The organism is Luteolibacter arcticus (assembly GCF_025950235.1).
Lineage (GTDB): Bacteria > Verrucomicrobiota > Verrucomicrobiia > Verrucomicrobiales > Akkermansiaceae > Haloferula > Haloferula arctica.
Genome location: NZ_JAPDDT010000001.1, coordinates 431275 through 448318, shown reverse-complemented (window position 1 = coordinate 448318; position 17044 = coordinate 431275). Strand labels below are relative to the sequence as shown.

Annotated in this window: 9 protein-coding genes; 3 read left to right on the top strand and 6 right to left on the bottom strand. The window is 64.1% G+C overall.

Annotation, left to right across the window (positions count from 1 at the left end; genetic code table 11):
* Positions 1-8 precede the first annotated feature (8 nt).
* Both OKA05_RS01795 and OKA05_RS01790 read left to right on the top strand, forming a co-directional pair.
* Positions 9-3116, top strand: a complete 3108-nt coding sequence (locus tag OKA05_RS01795; protein WP_264485374.1) for a discoidin domain-containing protein — start codon at positions 9-11, stop codon at positions 3114-3116.
* Positions 3117-3130: 14 nt separating this feature from the next.
* Positions 3131-6886, top strand: coding sequence for a GH36-type glycosyl hydrolase domain-containing protein (locus OKA05_RS01790; protein ID WP_264485373.1), 3756 nt, complete (start codon positions 3131-3133; stop codon positions 6884-6886).
* Here the strand turns inward: OKA05_RS01790 and lnt are convergent.
* Both lnt and OKA05_RS01780 read right to left on the bottom strand, forming a co-directional pair.
* Complete coding sequence (gene lnt, locus OKA05_RS01785) at positions 6883-8619, bottom strand: apolipoprotein N-acyltransferase (RefSeq protein WP_264485372.1); 1737 nt, start codon at positions 8617-8619, stop codon at positions 6883-6885. The two genes, OKA05_RS01790 and lnt, sit on opposite strands and share 4 nt — an antisense overlap.
* A 6-nt stretch (positions 8620-8625) precedes the next feature.
* Entirely contained in the window at positions 8626-10554 is a 1929-nt protein-coding gene (locus OKA05_RS01780) for a phospho-sugar mutase (protein WP_264485371.1), read from the bottom strand.
* 46 nt (positions 10555-10600) lie between these two features.
* Between OKA05_RS01780 and OKA05_RS01775 the strand changes: the two genes are divergently transcribed.
* A complete protein-coding gene (locus tag OKA05_RS01775; protein WP_264485370.1) occupies positions 10601-11494 on the top strand; it encodes a class I SAM-dependent rRNA methyltransferase in 894 nt (297 codons plus the stop codon).
* A gap of 58 nt (positions 11495-11552) precedes the next feature.
* On the opposite strand, the gene OKA05_RS01770 is transcribed toward OKA05_RS01775, so the two are convergent.
* From OKA05_RS01770 to uvrA, 4 genes are read right to left on the bottom strand one after another with little or no spacing between them, the layout of a single operon-like run.
* A complete protein-coding gene (locus tag OKA05_RS01770) occupies positions 11553-12614 on the bottom strand; it encodes a S1C family serine protease (protein ID WP_264485369.1) in 1062 nt (353 codons plus the stop codon).
* A 57-nt stretch (positions 12615-12671) separates the two neighbouring features.
* Positions 12672-13292 (bottom strand): hypothetical protein, encoded by a 621-nt coding sequence (locus OKA05_RS01765; RefSeq protein WP_264485368.1) that lies wholly within the window; start codon positions 13290-13292, stop codon positions 12672-12674.
* Between the two features lie 11 nt (positions 13293-13303).
* Positions 13304-13897: an RNA polymerase sigma factor gene (locus OKA05_RS01760; RefSeq protein ID WP_264485367.1), complete on the bottom strand. Its 594-nt coding sequence runs from the start codon at positions 13895-13897 to the stop codon at positions 13304-13306.
* A gap of 18 nt (positions 13898-13915) precedes the next feature.
* Positions 13916-16765, bottom strand: a complete 2850-nt coding sequence (uvrA, locus tag OKA05_RS01755) for an excinuclease ABC subunit UvrA (protein ID WP_264485366.1) — start codon at positions 16763-16765, stop codon at positions 13916-13918.
* Positions 16766-17044: the final 279 nt, after the last annotated feature.

Below are 17044 nucleotides of genomic sequence, written 5' to 3'. Positions count from 1 at the left end.
ACAAACCCATGAGAGAGTTCATCATCGATGATTTCGCCACCACGACCGGCTGGCAGGCCTTTGCCTCCGGCGAGGCGGAGATGAAAATCACGGTGGAAGCGGGAGCGCTGCGGCTCGACTTCGACTTCCATGGTGGTGGCGGCTTCGTGGTGGCGCGCAAGGAATTCCCGCGGACCATGCCCACCGACTACGCCTTTGCCTTTCGCGTCCGCGGCCGGGCACCGAAAAACAAGCTGGAATTCAAACTCACCGACCCAGCCAACCGCAACGTCTGGCGCTGGCAGGAGGACGAATTCGACTTCCGCGACGCGCCACGCGAACTGCACCTTCACGGCAGCGGCATCGACTTCGCATGGGGTCCGGCCGGTGGTGGGAGTATCCGCAAGCTCGGCGCGATCGAGTTCGTCATGAGTGCCGGTCCCGGTGGCAAAGGCACCGTGTGGATCGACCATTTCCGTTTTCAGGATCGCACCAACCGCCGCAAGCCATGGGTCACCACCTCCAGCTCTGCGGCCGGTTCGGTTGCCGCCGGCTTGCTCGTGGCGAAACCAAAGGCCGAATGGCGCAGCGATCCGGCGGACCAGCATCCGTGGCTCGCCATTGATTTCCACCAGCCCCGGGAAGTCGGCGGCTTGATCCTCGACTGGCTCCCCCGCCCGGCCCACCGCGCCTTCACCATTGAGTCCTCGGACGACGGCAACAAGTGGCAGGTCATACACCGCGTGAGTGACGCCCGTGGCCTCCGCAGCTTCATCCATCTGCCAGTCGCCCGCACGCGCTTCCTCCGGCTCGCCTTTGTCATGCCTCCGCCGGGCTTGAAACGGATCGCGGTGCAGGCATACACGTTCTCGAAGACGCTGATCGACACCTTCCACTCGATCGCCGAGCACAACCCGCGCGGCTACTACCCGCGCTACCTCATGCGCGAGCAAAGCTACTGGACCTGTGCTGGCGGACCCGATGGCTTGACCTGCGTGCTGATCAATGAGGAAGGCATGGTCGAACCGGACAAGGGCACCTTCTCGATCGAGCCCTTCCTGCACGTCGATGACGAGTTGATCACGTGGGCGGATGCGCGGCGCTCGGTGGGCATGGAACCGGACGGCCTGCCGATCCCCTCGACGTATTGGTCGCTACCGGGAATGAAGCTCCAGGTCACCGCATTTGCCACGGGCAGCGGCGCGGAGTCAGTGCTCTTCGTGCGCTATCGGGTCACCAATTCTTCGGCAGGGACGCGAGCCGCGAAACTGTTCGTCGCCATTCGTCCCTTCCAGGTGAACCCGCCGTGGCAAGAGTGGAACCAACTCGGCGGCGTCAGCAAGATCAGCGCGATCAAAAGGACCAGCGACGCCGTCTGGGTAAATGGCGACAAAGCGGTGATTCCGCTCACCCCGCCCTCGTCATTCGGGTGTGCTTCATTCGAACAAGGGTCCGTCAGCGAGCATCTCGCAGCGGGGACCCTTCCCGAGCAGGAAGAGGTGAAGGACGACTTCGGCTTTGCGTCGGGGGCTTTGGGCTTCGAGATGAAGCTCGCTGCGGGAACCTCGCATGAGGTCTTCGTGGCCGTTCCATTCGGCCGGGCCACCAAGGTGAAAAAGGTCCGACAAGTCGCAGGACTCAACGGAGCGGTGCAGTTCGCCGAAGCGATGCGAGTCCTGCGAGGCCGGCTCGATGCAGTGGAGTTCCGGATGTCCGGAGCCGTCGCGAGCGATGCCGCGGAAACCTTCAAGACCGCCGCCGGGCAAATCCTCATCAATCGCGACGGACCCGCACTCCAGCCCGGTCCGCGACGCTACACCCGCTCATGGATCCGCGATGGCGTGATCATGGGCGCGGCGCTGTTGCGCACCGGCGAGATGGCGGCGCTCACGGATTTCCTGCGCTGGTATGCACCTTTTCAGCGGCCCTCGGGATTCGTCCCCTGCTGCGTCGATCGAAACGGCCCGGACTGGTTGGTGGAGCACGACAGCCACGGCCAACTCATCTATGGAGTGCGGGAATGCTTCCGCTTCACTGCGGACCTTCCATTCCTGCGCGAGATGTGGCCCCACGTGCGGAAGGCGGCGCGTTTCATCGAGCGTCTGCGTGCGCGGCGAATGACGCCGGAGTATCAAACGCCGGAGAAGCGCGACCGTTACGGCTTGCTGCCGGAGTCGGCGAGTCACGAAGGCTACCTCGCTCACCCGGTGCACTCCTACTGGGACGACTTCTGGGCACTTCGTGGATTGCTCGATGCGGCGGGCATTGCCCGCGTGCTGGGAAAACGCAAGGACGCGGACGCCTTCGAATCCCTCGCCGCCTCCTTCCGCGAAACACTCCGTGAATCGATCCTCGCCGTGATCAAGGAGCGCAAGCTGAACTACATTCCCGGCTCAGTCGAGTGGGCGGACTTCGACCCCACGGCGACCTCGAATGCGATCTCCCTGCTGCAAGCCGCCGACGATCTGCCGCGCGAGCAACTCGACGCGATGTTCGATCTTTTCGTCCACGACTTCCGCCGTAAGCACAGCGGCGAGATGGACTGGAACAACTACACGGCCTACGAGATCCGCATCGTGGGAGCGCTGGTGCGGCTCGGCAAGCGGGATGCCGCGAACGAGCTGTTAGATCAGTTCCTCGCCGACCGCCGGCCGCTGCGCTGGAACCAGTGGCCCGAGATCTCATGGCGCGACCCGCGCAGTCCCGGCCATCTCGGCGACGTCCCTCACACATGGATTTCCTCCGAATACATGCTCGCCTTTGCCAGCCTGTTTGCGTGGGAACGCGAAAGCGATGACTCGCTGGTGATCGCCTCCGGCCTTCCCGCCCGCTGGCTAACCGCCTCACGGGGCGTGGCGGTGAAAGGCCTGCGCACGTGGCATGGCACGCTGGATCTCTCTCTAAAGCACGATGAGGAACTGGTCATTGAACTGGCCGGAAACGTTCGTCCTCCGGCCGGCGGTTTCGTGCTGCGACCGCCCTGTGCTAGCCCCATTCGCTCTGTCACGTCGAATGGCCGCCGGCTCACGACCTTCTCGCCTGATGAGATCACCATCCACGAATTTCCCGCGACCGTCGTGATCGGCTTCTCAAGATCGCGTTCCAACCACCGGCGACGTGCCGTCAACGACACCTGATTTCTTCCGCAGCCATGAAACCCGACCCCTTGCTTCCCACACCGCACGCCCGCCTGCTGTCGAACGGTAGTTACTTCACCTTGATCACCGCCGCCGGCACCGGACAATCGCGACGTCATGGCCAGGTGGTAAATCGCTGGCACGGCGATCCGGTCGAGGACGCCCAAGGACAGTTCGTCTATTTGCGTGATCTGGACAACGGCTCACTGTGGTCCGCTGCCATGCAGCCGGTGAAGTGCAAGAGCACCAGCTATCAATCGTCCGACCTGCCCGGCATCTTCCGCATCACCAGCGAGACCAATGGCATCCGGTCCCAACTCGACATCGCTGTCTCGCCCACCGACGACCTCGAAGTGCGGCGCCTGCAGTTGACGAACCTGACCAAGCGCCCGCGACGGATCGAGGTGACGAGCTTCATCGAGGCCGTGCTCACTTGGCAAGGAGCCGACATCGGCCACCCCGCATTCTCGAAGCTCTTCGTGCAGACCTCCCACGAAGGCGAAACTCTCTTTGCGGAGCGCCGGCCGCGCGGGGCAGACGAGACGTGGCCCTGCCTGTTCCACTCGCTGGTGGGCGCTAACGCGTCGTCGTGGGAAACCGACCGCCTGCGGTTCCTCGGCCGGGGACGGACCGCGGCAGATCCGCAGGCATTCCATTCCGAAACCCTGTCCGGGTCGATTGGCAACGTGCTCGACCCCTGCCTGAGCCTGCGGACGGTCATCGACCTCGGGCCTGAAAGCGAGACGACCATCGCCCTAGTCACCGGCATCGCGGAAGACAAGAGCCATGCCGCGACGCTTGCGTCAAAGTACCGGGACGTGAACGTCATCGATCATGTCTTGAATGAGGCGGTCGAGGCAGAGGAAAACCTTCGGCTCGAACATGGACTGGACGATTCCACCGCCTCCAAGTTCCAGTCACTCGCAGCCGCGATGCACTACGGGTGTCGTAGTTTGGTGCCGACACCCGGCAAGCTTGCCTGGAATGCGCTACCGCCGGTCCCGCGCGACCGGCCCACGATAGTGCTCTGTGATGGTTGGGCCTCCGAATCGACTCAAGAGGCGCTTAAGGCCCGACGCTACTGGGGAACCAAGGGTTTCTTCACCAACTTCGTGGTTCTCGACGCATCTACCAAGACGCCCGAGGGACACGATGACCGCGAGTTCACCTTCGATCCGGGCACTCTCGGCGGCGGTGTAGAAGCGCTTTTCGCGATCGCCACGCTTGTCGTGAAGGGCAAGGTGCCCGACCTCACCAACAACCATGCCCCCGGCGCTCCCCCGGAGATCAAGCGGCTCGAAGATGGAGCGGAAGCCTTCACCGATGAGACGCTGCGCTTCTTCAACGGCTACGGCGGCTTCAGCGAAGATGGCAGCGAGTATGTCATTCGCCTGCCCCGCGACGGAAAGCGGCCACCGATGCCGTGGATCAACGTGGTCGCAAACGAGCAGGCCGGCTTCCTCGTCAGCGAAAGCGGAGCGGGCTGCACGTGGACGCGCAACAGCCAGGCGAACCGCCTGACGCCTTGGTCGAACGAACCGGCCGGCGATCCCCATGGCGAGGCCTACTATCTGCGCGATGAAGCAAGCGGCGAAGTATGGTCGCCCTTGCCCGGGCCGATTCCGGCTGCGGGTGATCACGAGGTCCGCCATGGCCTGGGGGCAACGCGCTTCCGCTCCGCTTGCAACGGCATCGAGCAAGAGACGGTCATGTTCGTCCCGCGTCATGAGCCGGTGAAGATCGTGATCGTGAAGCTGGCGAACCGCTCGCAGGACGCGAAGAACCTTTCCTTCACCGCCTTCCATCGACTGGTGATGGGCACGCTGCCGGGGCTGCCAAGCCTGATCGTCACGCGACAAGAGGCCGATGGCAGCTTGCGCGCGGAGAATCTTGCAGCCGGTGACTTCCACGGCGGGCTCGCCTTCGCGGCCGCTGGCATCCACGGCGCGGAGGTAGAGCAGAGGACCTTCAGTTGTGACCGCTTCACCTTTCTTGGTCGCCACGGCACGCCTGCCAATCCAGCGGTCTTGCGCACAGGGGGTGAACTCGACGGTGCCTGTGGCGCGGGACTCGATCCGTGCTTCGTCCAGCAGACCTCCTTCACGCTGGCACCGGGAGCCACGGTCGAGTGCGTGGTGCTGTTAGGCGAGGCGATGTCGGAGGCCGCGGCCAATGAGATCGTCGGACGCTACCAGGATGTCGCCACCGCCCGTGCGGCGCTGGAGGAAATGCAGGACTTCTGGAAATCGCTGATCGGAGCCCTCAGGGTCAGCACGCCATCGCCAGTGCTCGATCTGATGGTGAATGGCTGGCTGCCGTATCAGACGCTGTGCTGCCGGATGTGGGCACGCTCCGCCTTCTATCAATCGAGCGGGGCCTTCGGCTACCGTGACCAATTGCAGGACTCGGGGTCGCTGTTGGCACTCGATCCGTCGTTCGCACGGCGGCAGATCCTGCTGCATGCCCGGCAACAATTCATCGAGGGCGACGTGCTCCACTGGTGGCACGCCGAGCCGATCGGCCGCGGCTTGCGCACGCGCTTTTCCGACGACCTCTTGTGGCTGCCGTTCTTGACCTGCGACTACCTGCGCACGACTGGCGACATCGATGTCCTCGACGAACAAATCCCCTATCTCAAGGCGGCCTTGCTGGAAGATGGACACGATGAGAACTACCTCACCCCGGAGCCGGCAGGTGAGGATGGCACGCTTTACGACCACTGTTGCCGGACCATCGACCGGTCGTTGGGCACCGGTGCCCACGGCCTGCCACTCATGGGCACCGGTGATTGGAACGACGGCATGAGCCGCGTCGGCCGCGAGGGCAAAGGCGAAAGCGTGTGGGTCGGCTTCTTCCTCTACCGCATTCTCGGTGCCTTCATCCCCGTGTGCGAAAACCGCGGTGATACCGAGCGCGCGGCCAGATACGAGGAGCATCGTAGTAAACTACTTCTCGCCCTGAACGACGGCGGCTGGGACGGCGAGTGGTATCGCCGCGCCTACTACGACAATGGTGCACCTCTCGGCTCCAGGGAAAGCGACGAGTGCAAGATCGACACCCTTGCGCAGTCGTGGGCCATCCTGTCGAAAGCGGCTCCGCCCGACCGTGCCGATCTGGCCATGGAAGCGATGGAGCGCGAACTCGTCTCCGAAAAGGAAGGCCTCATCCGCCTCCTCACCCCGCCCTTCATCAACACGCCCAACGACCCCGGCTACATCAAGGGCTACGTCGCCGGTGTGCGCGAGAATGGCGGTCAATACACCCACGCGGCCTGCTGGGCCGTGCAATCGGTCGCCGAGCACGGCGAGAATAACCGGGCCCTGCGGTTGTGGGAGATGCTCGCACCCGTGAGCCATTCATTGACTCCGGAGGCCGCGGACATCTACAAGGTCGAGCCCTACGCCGTGGCTGCCGACGTGTACGGGGCACCGCCTCACATTGGCCGCGGCGGATGGACCTGGTACACCGGTTCGTCCGGCTGGATGTATCGCGTCGCCATCGAGTCGATCCTGGGCCTGCGCATCGAGGACGGCGCAACGCTGGTGCTCAAGCCTTGCATTCCCGATGAATGGCCGGAGTTTCTTGTCGAAGGTCGGCTCGCTGACGGTTCAGCGAGCTATCGGGTCACCGTCGTGAATCCGGAAGGCTTCGCGAAAGGGATCCAGTCCGCCTCTCTCGATGGCGTGCCCGTCGAACTTGAAGATGGCACTGCACGGATTCTGCTCCCCCGCGATGGGGCGGAGCACGAAGTCCGGATCACCATGGGTTAGCTCGGCTCCGTTTCCAGCTTCCGTTCGCGAAGAGCCGGAATCGCCCCTAACAGCACCCCAATCACTGCCAGCAAGATCACCCCCCAATCCCCGATGATCGCATACAGCGTCGTCGGTGGATTCTTCGGGATATCCAACTCCGCGAGCAAGTGGCCGCGGGTGAAGTGGTTGCCGGTTTCATCGCGGAGTTCCTGAAGGCGTCCGCCATCGGGATGGACCGTGCTGCCCGTGGGAGTGATCGCTGCACTGACACCGGTGTTGGCACAGCGGATCATCGGCCGCCGCAGCTCGATCGCCCGGAAGCGCGCATTGGCGAAGTGCTGCGCCGCGCCGGGGCTTTCCTTGAACCAGCCATCGTTGGTGACATTGACAATGATCTGTGGACCACTGCGCACGAACTTGCGCAGCAGACGCGGCACCGTGTCTTCAAAGCAGACGGAGGGAATGACGCCGACGGTTTCACCGCGAATGGCCACCTCCAGCGGATCGAGGCTCTCCCCGACACTGAAAGCCCCACCATATTTCGAGCCGGATTGCTGCTCATAGATCTTCGCGAGGAAGGGCAGTCTCTCCACGAACGGGATGTATTCGCCGAAGATGACGAGGTGATGTTTGCGGAAGGTCTGGAGCGAGCCATCCGCCTCGATCACGGCGAGCGAGTTCCACGCGCGGGCGTCCCCCTTCATGATGGGAGTGTCACCGTTCAGCTCGGCCTCGAGTTCGACGAGGCCCAGCATCAGCGTGAAGTCATCGCCACCCTGGCGGATGCGGTCGAGGGTGTTGAGATTCTCCTGCGCGCTCGCCCACCCGCCGTCGTCGGTGCGCAGGATGCGTCCGGTCAGTGCGGTCTCCGGCCACAGCACCCAGTCCGGCTTCGGCGGAAGGTTTCCTTGTGGGTTGAGGGAATGGACGACCTCGCCATCGACCACGCCGAGAGCCTCCAGCGTCTCATCCTCGTAGCCCAAGTGGATGTCCATCGCATCCCAAAGTTGGCGCGCGGCTTCCTGCGGGATATTGAGCTGGACCAGAAGCGCGTTGAGGCGGATCGAATCAACCTTCAGCGCGGAAATCATCCGCCACATCCCGTAGCCATACGCGGCGACCATGGTCAGCACCACGCTGCCGAGCGCGATCCGCCGGCGCATTCCGCCGGAGTCGATCCGGGAGGCGCGGCGGACGCAGACTTGCAGCAGCACCGCTTGAATGAAGATGGGAAGGATCGACAAACCGATCGCGCCTAACAGATCTGCCCCTTGGGCGAAGACGAGGGACTCGTGAAAGGCGGTCCCGATCGTATTCCAGCCGAAGCCGGTGAACAGCCAACCGCGCAGCCACTCCAGACCGGTCCACACCAGCGCACAGGCCAAGGCATGCCGCGGGACGTGGAAAAGGCCCTTCTCCTCACTGCGCCATGGATTCCCCCAGGTGGCGGCGAAGAGCGCCCACACCGCGGGGAAAAGCGCGAGATAGACCGAGAGTGCCGCCCAACCCACATCGCTGACGGTGCGCAGCCACGCCAGATTCGGCAGGAAGAACGCCAGACCTGTTAGAAAGCCGAGGCCGATGGCCTTGCGCTTCCGTTTCCCCTCCCCCAGCGACCACAGCGCGAACAGCAGCGGCAGGAAGGCAATCCAGATGAGCTGGCTGAACCCGTAGGGAGGGAACAACGCGGCCATGCCGAACCCGCTGGCCACGGCGGCCAACGGGCGGAGAAAGAGCAGAATTACCTTCATGCGGTGTCAGGCCATCCGGCTCTTGGCATCCGCTTCGATGGCCGACCACAGACTGTCGAGCGATGCGCCGACCTTCGACTTCGACGCCGCAACGTCGTCGGACGGGGTGGTCTTGCCAAAGAGGTAGAACTTGATCTTCGGCTCGGTGCCGGACGGGCGCACCGCAAAGGAACGGCCATCGGCGAGATCGACGAACAGCATCTTCTCCTTCGGCAAGGCGTCGCCTTCGGCATCGAAGAGATCCTGCGTCGCGAAGTCGCGGATCTTCGCGACCGCGGAGCCATCCACTTCCACCGGCGGATTGTGTGAATAGGAGCTGGCGAGCGCCTGGATCTTGGCCGCTCCATCGGCACCTTCCATGACCAGCGACTTGCCGCGCTCCTCGTGGTAGCCGAACTCGCGGAAGATGTCGTCCAGCACATCGGCCAAGGTCTTGCCCACCGACTTCGCGTAGGCGGCGACTTCGGCGAACATCACCGCGGCACCGTTGCCATCCTTGTCGCGGACGAAATCGCAGCCAAGGTAGCCGTAGCTCTCCTCGCCGCCGAAGAGGAAGAAACGCGAATACTCCAGACGGAGATTGCGGGTCGTCGTCTCATCCAGCGAGCGGTAGTCACCCTTCTTGTCGGCCGGGATCGCGTCCTCGTACTTGCGGAGTTTCTCGGCGATGTATTTGAAGCCGGTCAGCGTATCGACCACGCCGATGCCGTAGCGATGCGCGATCGCGCTCTGCAGTTCGGTGGTGACGAAGGTTTTCACGAACAAGGCGCGGGCGCGCGTGGTGTCGTTCAGCCAGCCGATCTCGAAGGCGGTCTTGGCGCGATACCATGCCATCAGCGAGCCGATCTGGTTACCGGTGAGCAGGCGCATCTGGCCGGCCGAGTCGCGGACAGCCACACCCATGCGGTCGTTGTCGGGGTCGGTGCCGATGACGATCTCCGCGCCTTCCTTCTCGGCGAGATCGATCGCCATCTTCAGGGCCGGCGCGTTCTCGGGATTCGGTGAATCGACGGTCGGGAAGCGCCCATCCTGGACATCTTGCTCGGGCACCGTGATCACCTCGAAGCCAAGTTCGCGCAGCATCGGCACGATGATCACGCCGCCGACGCCGTGGAGATTGGTGTAAACGACGCGCGTCTTGGCACCAGTGAGCAACTGCGGCTGCATCAGCAGCGACTTCAGGCGGTCCATGTAGCGGCGGTCCATCTCCGCACCGAGAGTGGTAACGGTCCCGTGCTCGCTGGCGGGCAGCGCTTCGTAGATCTCGCTTTCGAGCGCATTCACCTCGGCGATGATGGCAGAGGCGTCCGGCTCGACGATCTGCGCACCGTCGTTGAAGTAGGCCTTGAAGCCATTGTCATGGGACGGGTTGTGGCTGGCCGTGAGGACCACGCCGGCATCCGCACGCAGCTCGCGAATGGTGAAGGAAAGCTGCGGGGTGGCGCGGCCGGACTCGTAGAGGAAGGCATCGCAACCCAGCTCGGTGCTGACCTTGGCGCAGAACTCGGCGAAATCGCGGGAGAAGTGGCGGGTGTCGTGGGCGAAGACCAGCTTCGCCTTCCGCGACGGGCCGACATGGCGCTTGGCGTAGGCGATCAAGCCGCGGACGGCGCGGGAGACGTTGAAGAAATTCATCGTCGCGGTGCCGAAGCACGGGTGCTCCGGGCGATCGTTCGGTCCGCCCTTCCCCTGCTCCGCGGCGGTGACCACCTTGCCGATCGTTCGACCGCGGAGGCCGCCGGTGCCGAAGGCCAGCGTCTTGAAAAAGCGGTCATTGAGCTCCTCCCACTCGCCGGCGGTGGCAAGTTCGGAGATGGCAGTTTCGGCCAGCGGCGAGGCCGAACCGCTCAACAGCAGATCGATGTTCTTGCGCGAGCTTTCAAGGAGGTGGCCGGAGGCGAGGGCTTGGTCGAGAAGGGAGGCGAGGACGCTCATTTCGCGCTGGATGCTAGCGGTCCCTTGCTCCATGGCAATGCCTCCCATGCGACATCTGCTCGAAGCCGCTCTCGCCCGCCGCGCCCCGCTGAGGCAACCGGGGACCGACGCCCTGCGGCTGATCGACGGCGAAGGCGACAGCCTGCCGGGCCTGGAACTCGAGGATTTCGCGGGAAAATGGCTGCTTTCGACCCGCGATCGCCAGCCGCCCGCCCCGCTGGTGGAGTGGCTGAGGGGAAAAGGACATCCCACCTACTGGAAACAGCTCGATCAGCAGCAAAAGGACTCGCCGGTCCACCTCTGCGGAGCGGAACAGGAGCAACCGTTTTCGATCCACGAGGGCGGACTCGCCTTTGAGATCTCCTTCCAGTCCGGCTACTCACAGGGAATTTTCCTCGATCAGCGGGACAACCGCGCCGAATTGCGCTCCCGTCTGTCTGCCGGGCAGACCTTGCTCAATACCTTCGCCTACACGGGAGCGTTCTCGGTTTTCGCCGCGGGGGCGGGCGCGACCGCCACCACCCTCGATCTGGCCCAGCCCTATCTCGACTGGGCGAAGCGGAATTTTCAGCTCAACGGCTTCGATCCCGAGGCACACTTCTTCTGCAAGGGCGACACCTTCCACTGGCTCGCCCGCTTCGCGAAACAGGGGCGCACCTTCGACGGTATCGTGCTCGATCCGCCGACCTTCTCACGGGATAAGGATGGCAACGTCTTCCGCGTGGAAAAGGACTACGGACGACTCGCGGAGCTCGCCTTCGCCTGCCTCGCGCCGGGCGGTTTTTTGCTCGCATCCACCAATTGCCGGACGCTTTCCACGCGGGCCTTTGAAGCCCAGCTCCGAGGGGCATCGCGACGTCCGGTAAAGATCCGCCACAATGCGATGCCCGCCGACTTCACCGGCGAGCCCTACCTCAAGAGCACTTGGGTAGAAACTTGAACGCCCGTCCCGGTCCATAGACCAAGACGGGCGTTCATATCTCCCTGAAAAATCGGTTTTACTTCTCCAGCGGTTCGAAGCGCGGAGCCATGCGCAGGCGCAGTCCCTGACCCTTGAAGTCCATGTCGAGGTTCAGGTTGTCGATGCGGTCGCGAAATTCCTTCGGCACGGCTTCCTTGTCCTGCGGGGTATCGTAAGGACCTTCCCACTCGACATTGCCACCCCGGCCAAGCACGCGGACCTGCTTGCCGCCGTTCTCGGACATCACCTCGACGCCACTACCGTCGGCATTGAGCATGCGGATCGTGCCGGAGCTTTTGAAGTTGATGCCACCGCCACCTCCCTGCGGCGCGGCCTGAAGTTCCATGCCCTTCATCATCTGTTCGACGCGCTTGCGCATGGCGTCACCGAGCATCCGCTCAGGCATGGCGGCATGATCATCCTCCATGTCCTCGAAGGCCCGGAGATTCTGTTGGATCGCATCCTGGATGCGCTTCGCTTGGTCCGGCGGCATGCCGTCAAGCATCAGACGCTCCAGCGGCTTCAATTCCGCTCCGGCGATTGCACCTGCCTCCTCAGGAGCGTTGCCGAGTGAGATCTTGGCCGTCTTGGCCTCGCCTTGGTGAATGTAGTCGATGTCGATTTCCTCACCCGGCTTCATGGCGGAAACGGCATCACGCAATCCCTCGTGCGAACCGACCGGCTTGCCGGCCACCTTGGTGATGACGTCGTTCTGGGTCAGACCAGCCTTGGCCGCGGGGCCGGTGGGATCGAGCGAGCGCACGACCACCCCGTGGCCGGGCTCCAGCTTGAGATGTTCGCCGAGCAACTCGGGCACCTGGGAGCCTCCCACGCCGAGATAGGCGCGATCAGCGATTGCTGCCTGCGCATCCGCTGGCGGGAGCACCCGTTGGCGAGGAGGGCGCCCTTGAAGTTCGGGTTGCGGATCCTGCTCCTGAAGCTGTGCAGGCTCCGGTTCCACCTGGGCTTCCGGCGCCGCTGCTTCCTCAGCCGGAACCTGCGGCGGAATCGGTGCCGGAGCATTGGGCGGCTCGATGGCCAAGGCGGAAGACGCCACTCCCAACAGCGTTGCAAATCCGTATGCAATGTGAGATTTCATCTTGTATCGTTTTACATACTAGAAGCGTAGTAGTTCGCTTCTTTTGTCTCGCAAAAGTCAGTCGATCTTCTCTGGAACCAGCAGCCATTCAACGCGCGGACGCTCGACTTCGACGACCTTGCCGTCCTCGCCGGCGTACTTCACCTTGTCCATGTAGATCACCTTCACGCGGCGCATCGGCTTGCCGTCGCGGGTCCAGATCAGGCCTTCGTCCTGGGCTTCGCTGACTTGGCTACCCACCGAGGCGGGCATCAGGCCCCGCGGCATCCGGGCTAGAGACTCAACCTTGCCTTTGGCGACCACCGGGCCGGCACCCTTCTGCGGACCATCGAACATCAAGGCGCTGAACGCACCAAGCACGGCGACCGCGGCGGCCGCGGCAAGCCACGGCCGGCGGGCGGGAGCCTTCGTTGCGGCGGGCTTCGCCTTGCCGGGGAAAAGAACCACCTTGGCGTCCACCGGGAACGGCACGCGCGAGACGGTTTCGAGCAGACGTTCCTGAATTCCCGCAGCGAGGGCATTCGGGCGCAGCTTGGAAAGCTCCCGCTCCATGGTTGCGTCTGCAGTCGGAGCCCGGCGCTCCACGGCCGCCAACAGGCGGTCCATGCAGGCGGCATCCGGCGTGATCGGGCGCATTCCCTTCAGGGTGGCTTCAAGTTCCTGGAAGTCTTCGTCCATCGTGTGTTCGTTCAGATCGAGAGATCGCCCTTGCGGCGGGCGGATGAGAGTTTTTTCTTCAGGGCTTCAAGTCCATAGCGATACCGGGAAGCCGCAGTGTTTTGGGAAATTTCAAGTGCCTCGCCGATTTCGGCAAAAGTCCGTTCGCCCCAGATCTTCATAATCACGACTTCGGCGAACTTCGGCGGCAGCTCTTTCAAGCCGGCCTCCAACAACTGTCGTGTTTCATCGTCGGACGACTCGCTTTCGAACCACGGGTGGAAGGCTTCCTTCTGCTCGATCTCGTCCTCGCCGCCGACCACGTCCTCGCGGCGCCGCCGACGGTCATCGCGGCGACCGAGGTCGATCGCCAGCCGCCGGATGCTGGTGAAAAGATAGGGCATCCATGCTTCCTGGCCGCCGACGAATTCACCGGCATCAAGTTTGTCGACCAGCTTCACCAAGGCGTCCTGCACGATGTCCTCGGCATCCTCAGAAGAGCGCGTCTGCTGACGCGCAAAGAGGATCAAACGGGGGCCATGCTCCGCTAGCCACTCGCGCCAAGCGGTAGTGGATGGGGAAAGCTTCTCGGCCGGGGCGCTGCTCACGTCGTCGGGTGGATCCATGGAAGTAGCGGCGTGAACCTAACCTTTTGTCTGGAAATGGCGAGCGTGACGCTGGGCAAGTGCCCGGCCGGTCGGCGAATCCGCGATTTTCGCGACCGCCTCCGGGGTCCCTTCGGCCACCAGTCTCCCGCCATCCCGCCCCCCGCCGGGGCCCAAGTCGATCACCCAGTCAGCCGCCGCAATGACGTCCAGATGGTGCTCCACCACCAGCACGCTGTGGCCGGCCTCCCGCAGCCCGCGGAAGGCCGTGAGCAGGCGCTCGACATCGCCGAAATGCAGGCCGGTGGTCGGTTCGTCGAAAAAGTAGAGGGTGTGCGGTGCGGCCGGTTTCGACAGCTCGACCGCGAGCTTCAGCCGCTGCGCCTCGCCACCCGACAGGGTATTCGCCGCCTGGCCAAGCCGCAGGTAGCCCAGCCCCAGCTCTCCAAGCACTTCCAGCGTGCGGCGAAGCTTCGGCACCGCGGCAAAGGCTGCCAGCGCCTCGCCCGCCGTGAGATCGAGGGCGTCGGCGATGCTCATGCCCTTGAACCGCACCTCGAGGGTCTCGCGGTTGAAGCGCTTCCCGCCGCAGGACCGGCAGGTGATCCACGCGTCAGGCAGGAAATTCATCTCGATCTTCAGCCGCCCCGCCCCCTCGCAATTCTCGCAGCGCCCCCCGTGGGTATTGAAACTGAAGCGCCCGGCTCCGTAGCCGCGCTGCCGGGACAGTGGCAACTTCGAGTAGAGATCGCGAATGGCGTCGAACATCCCGGTAAAGGTCGCCGGATTCGAGCGCGGGCTGCGGCCGATCGCCGACTGGTCCACCGCCACCACCTTGCCGAGAAACTCCATCCCTTCGATCCCCCGGTGCCGCCCCGGCGGATCGCCGCTGCCGTTGAAATGCCGCTTGAGCGCCCGCAGCAACACGTCGTCCGCGAGGGTGGATTTCCCACTGCCGCTGGGGCCGCTGAGGCAGACGATCCCGCCGAGCGGAATGCGCACGTCGAAATTCTGGAGATTGTGTTCGCTCGCCCCGCGAATCATCAGCGCGTCGCCCAGTAGTGGGAACCCCGGTCCTTTCGTCGGCTCCGGCAGCGGGGATTCCAGCCAGCGCTTGGTCGGCGAGGTGTCGGGAAAGCTCTCCGGCCGCCCGCTCGCGAGCAACGCCCCCCCCTCCTTCCCCGCCCCCGGCCCCAGCTCGATCATCCAGTCCGCAGCACGGATCATTTCCTCGTCGTGCTCGACCACCACCACGGTATTACCGCGGTCGCGCAGGCGCTTCAGGGCGACGATCAGCTTCCCCGTATCCTCGGCGTGGAGGCCGATGCTCGGCTCATCCAGCACGTAGAGCACCCCCGTCAGGCCACTGCCGAGCTGGGTCGCGAGGCGGATCCTCTGTGCCTCCCCACCGGAAAGCGTGGCGCTGGACCGGTCGAGGCCGAGGTAGCCGAGGCCGACCTCTTGCAGAAAGCCTAACCGCTCCGCCACTCCGCCAGCAAGCTGCCCGCAAACCTCAGCGCGATCCTCCGGCAGTTGCAGGCCCGTCAGCCAGCCATCCGCCTCCTCCACCGGCAACCCGCAAAAATCTTGGATGCCCAGCCAACGCCCGCCAGCGCCCTCGATCCGCACGGCCAGAATCTCCGGTCGCAAGCGCCTCCCTTGGCAGGCGCGGCAGGGGCGCTCTGCCATCACGCGCAGAAGCCGCCGCCGCACCGCCTCGCTGTGGGCGTCACGGAGCTTCCTCTCCGCCTCCACGCAGAGGCCCTCGTATTTTTTGACCTGCTTCTTTTTCTCCGTGCCGATCCGCCAGCCAGTGTCGAGTTCGCCACCGTGGAAAATCAACGCCTTCCCCTGCTCCGGCAGCTCCGCCAGGCGGGCAGTCTCGGCCAACCCGAACATCCGCAGGATCGCCACCGCTTCCCGGGCAAAGGCCTTCTCTCGCTGCGCGCCGGCCTTCCACCAACCCTTCATGCCGCCTTTCGCCAACGGCTGGCTTTCATCGCCTAGCAGGAGGGCGGGATCGCAAAAGGTCTCCGTCCCCAAGCCCTCGCAGGAAGGACAGGCGCCGAGGTGGGAGTTGAAGGAAAAGTGCCGCGGCGACAGTTCGCCAATCATAAAGCCGGTCGTGGCGTTCCGGTAGCTGGTCTGGAAGGAGATCTCCTTCCACGCGTCGTCTTCCGACACCAGCGCCCGCGCCTCGCTGCCGCAGATCCGCAGCGCGGTTTCCACCGAGTCCGCCAAGCGAGCCTCCCCCCCCGGCCGGATCACAAGACGGTCCACCACCACCTCCACATTCTTCGCCTGCTCCGGCCAAGCCTTCGCGGCATCCTCCAATTCCAAAATCTCGCCATCCACCCGCACGCGGACAAAGCCCTGTCGCCGCAAATCCCCGATCAGCCGCTCTGGCTCCCTCGCTTCCTCCGACGGCACCGGCGCCAGCAAGACGACCTTGGTCCCCTCCGGCATCGCCGAAATCGCCGCAACGATGTCCGCCGCGCCCATCCGCTCCAGCTTCTCGCCCGTCACCGGGTCATGCGGCACCCCGGCCGCCGCCCACAGCACCCGCAGGTGCTCGTGGATTTCGGTTACCGTCGCGACCGTCGATCGCGGGTTCAGCCCGCCGCTCCGCTGCTCAATCGCGATCGCCGGGCTAAGGCCCTCAATCGCGTCCACGTCCGGTTTCTCAAGCTGGTCGAGGAACTGCCGCGCATACGCCGACAGCGATTCGACGAACCGCCGCTGCCCCTCGGCAAATAGAGTGTGGAACGCCAACGACGACTTCCCCGACCCGCTCGGTCCGGTGATGACCACCAGCTTCCCGCGCGGAATCTCGACGTCGATCCCCCGCAAATTGTGCTGCCGGGCTCCCCGGATCCGGATGCTGTCCACGCCGGGAGGAGAAAGGGCCAAGTAAGAAGTTCCAAGTGCCAATGTAGAGCTACCCTCGCACGAGACGCAGAAACTCTTCGTGGCTGATAGGGGCAACCAAGCCTGCATCCATTTCCGCGTCACGCCGCGATACTGCCTCGTCGTCCGGACTCGCTGGAGCACCGCGCAAGCCGTGAATCAGATAGGCCAACAAGCTCTGGCGATCTTCCTGCGAAAGATCATCCGCCTGCTTCTGAAGTGCCGCCAGCGTCATGCTTCACCTTGGCCATTCCGTCGCCG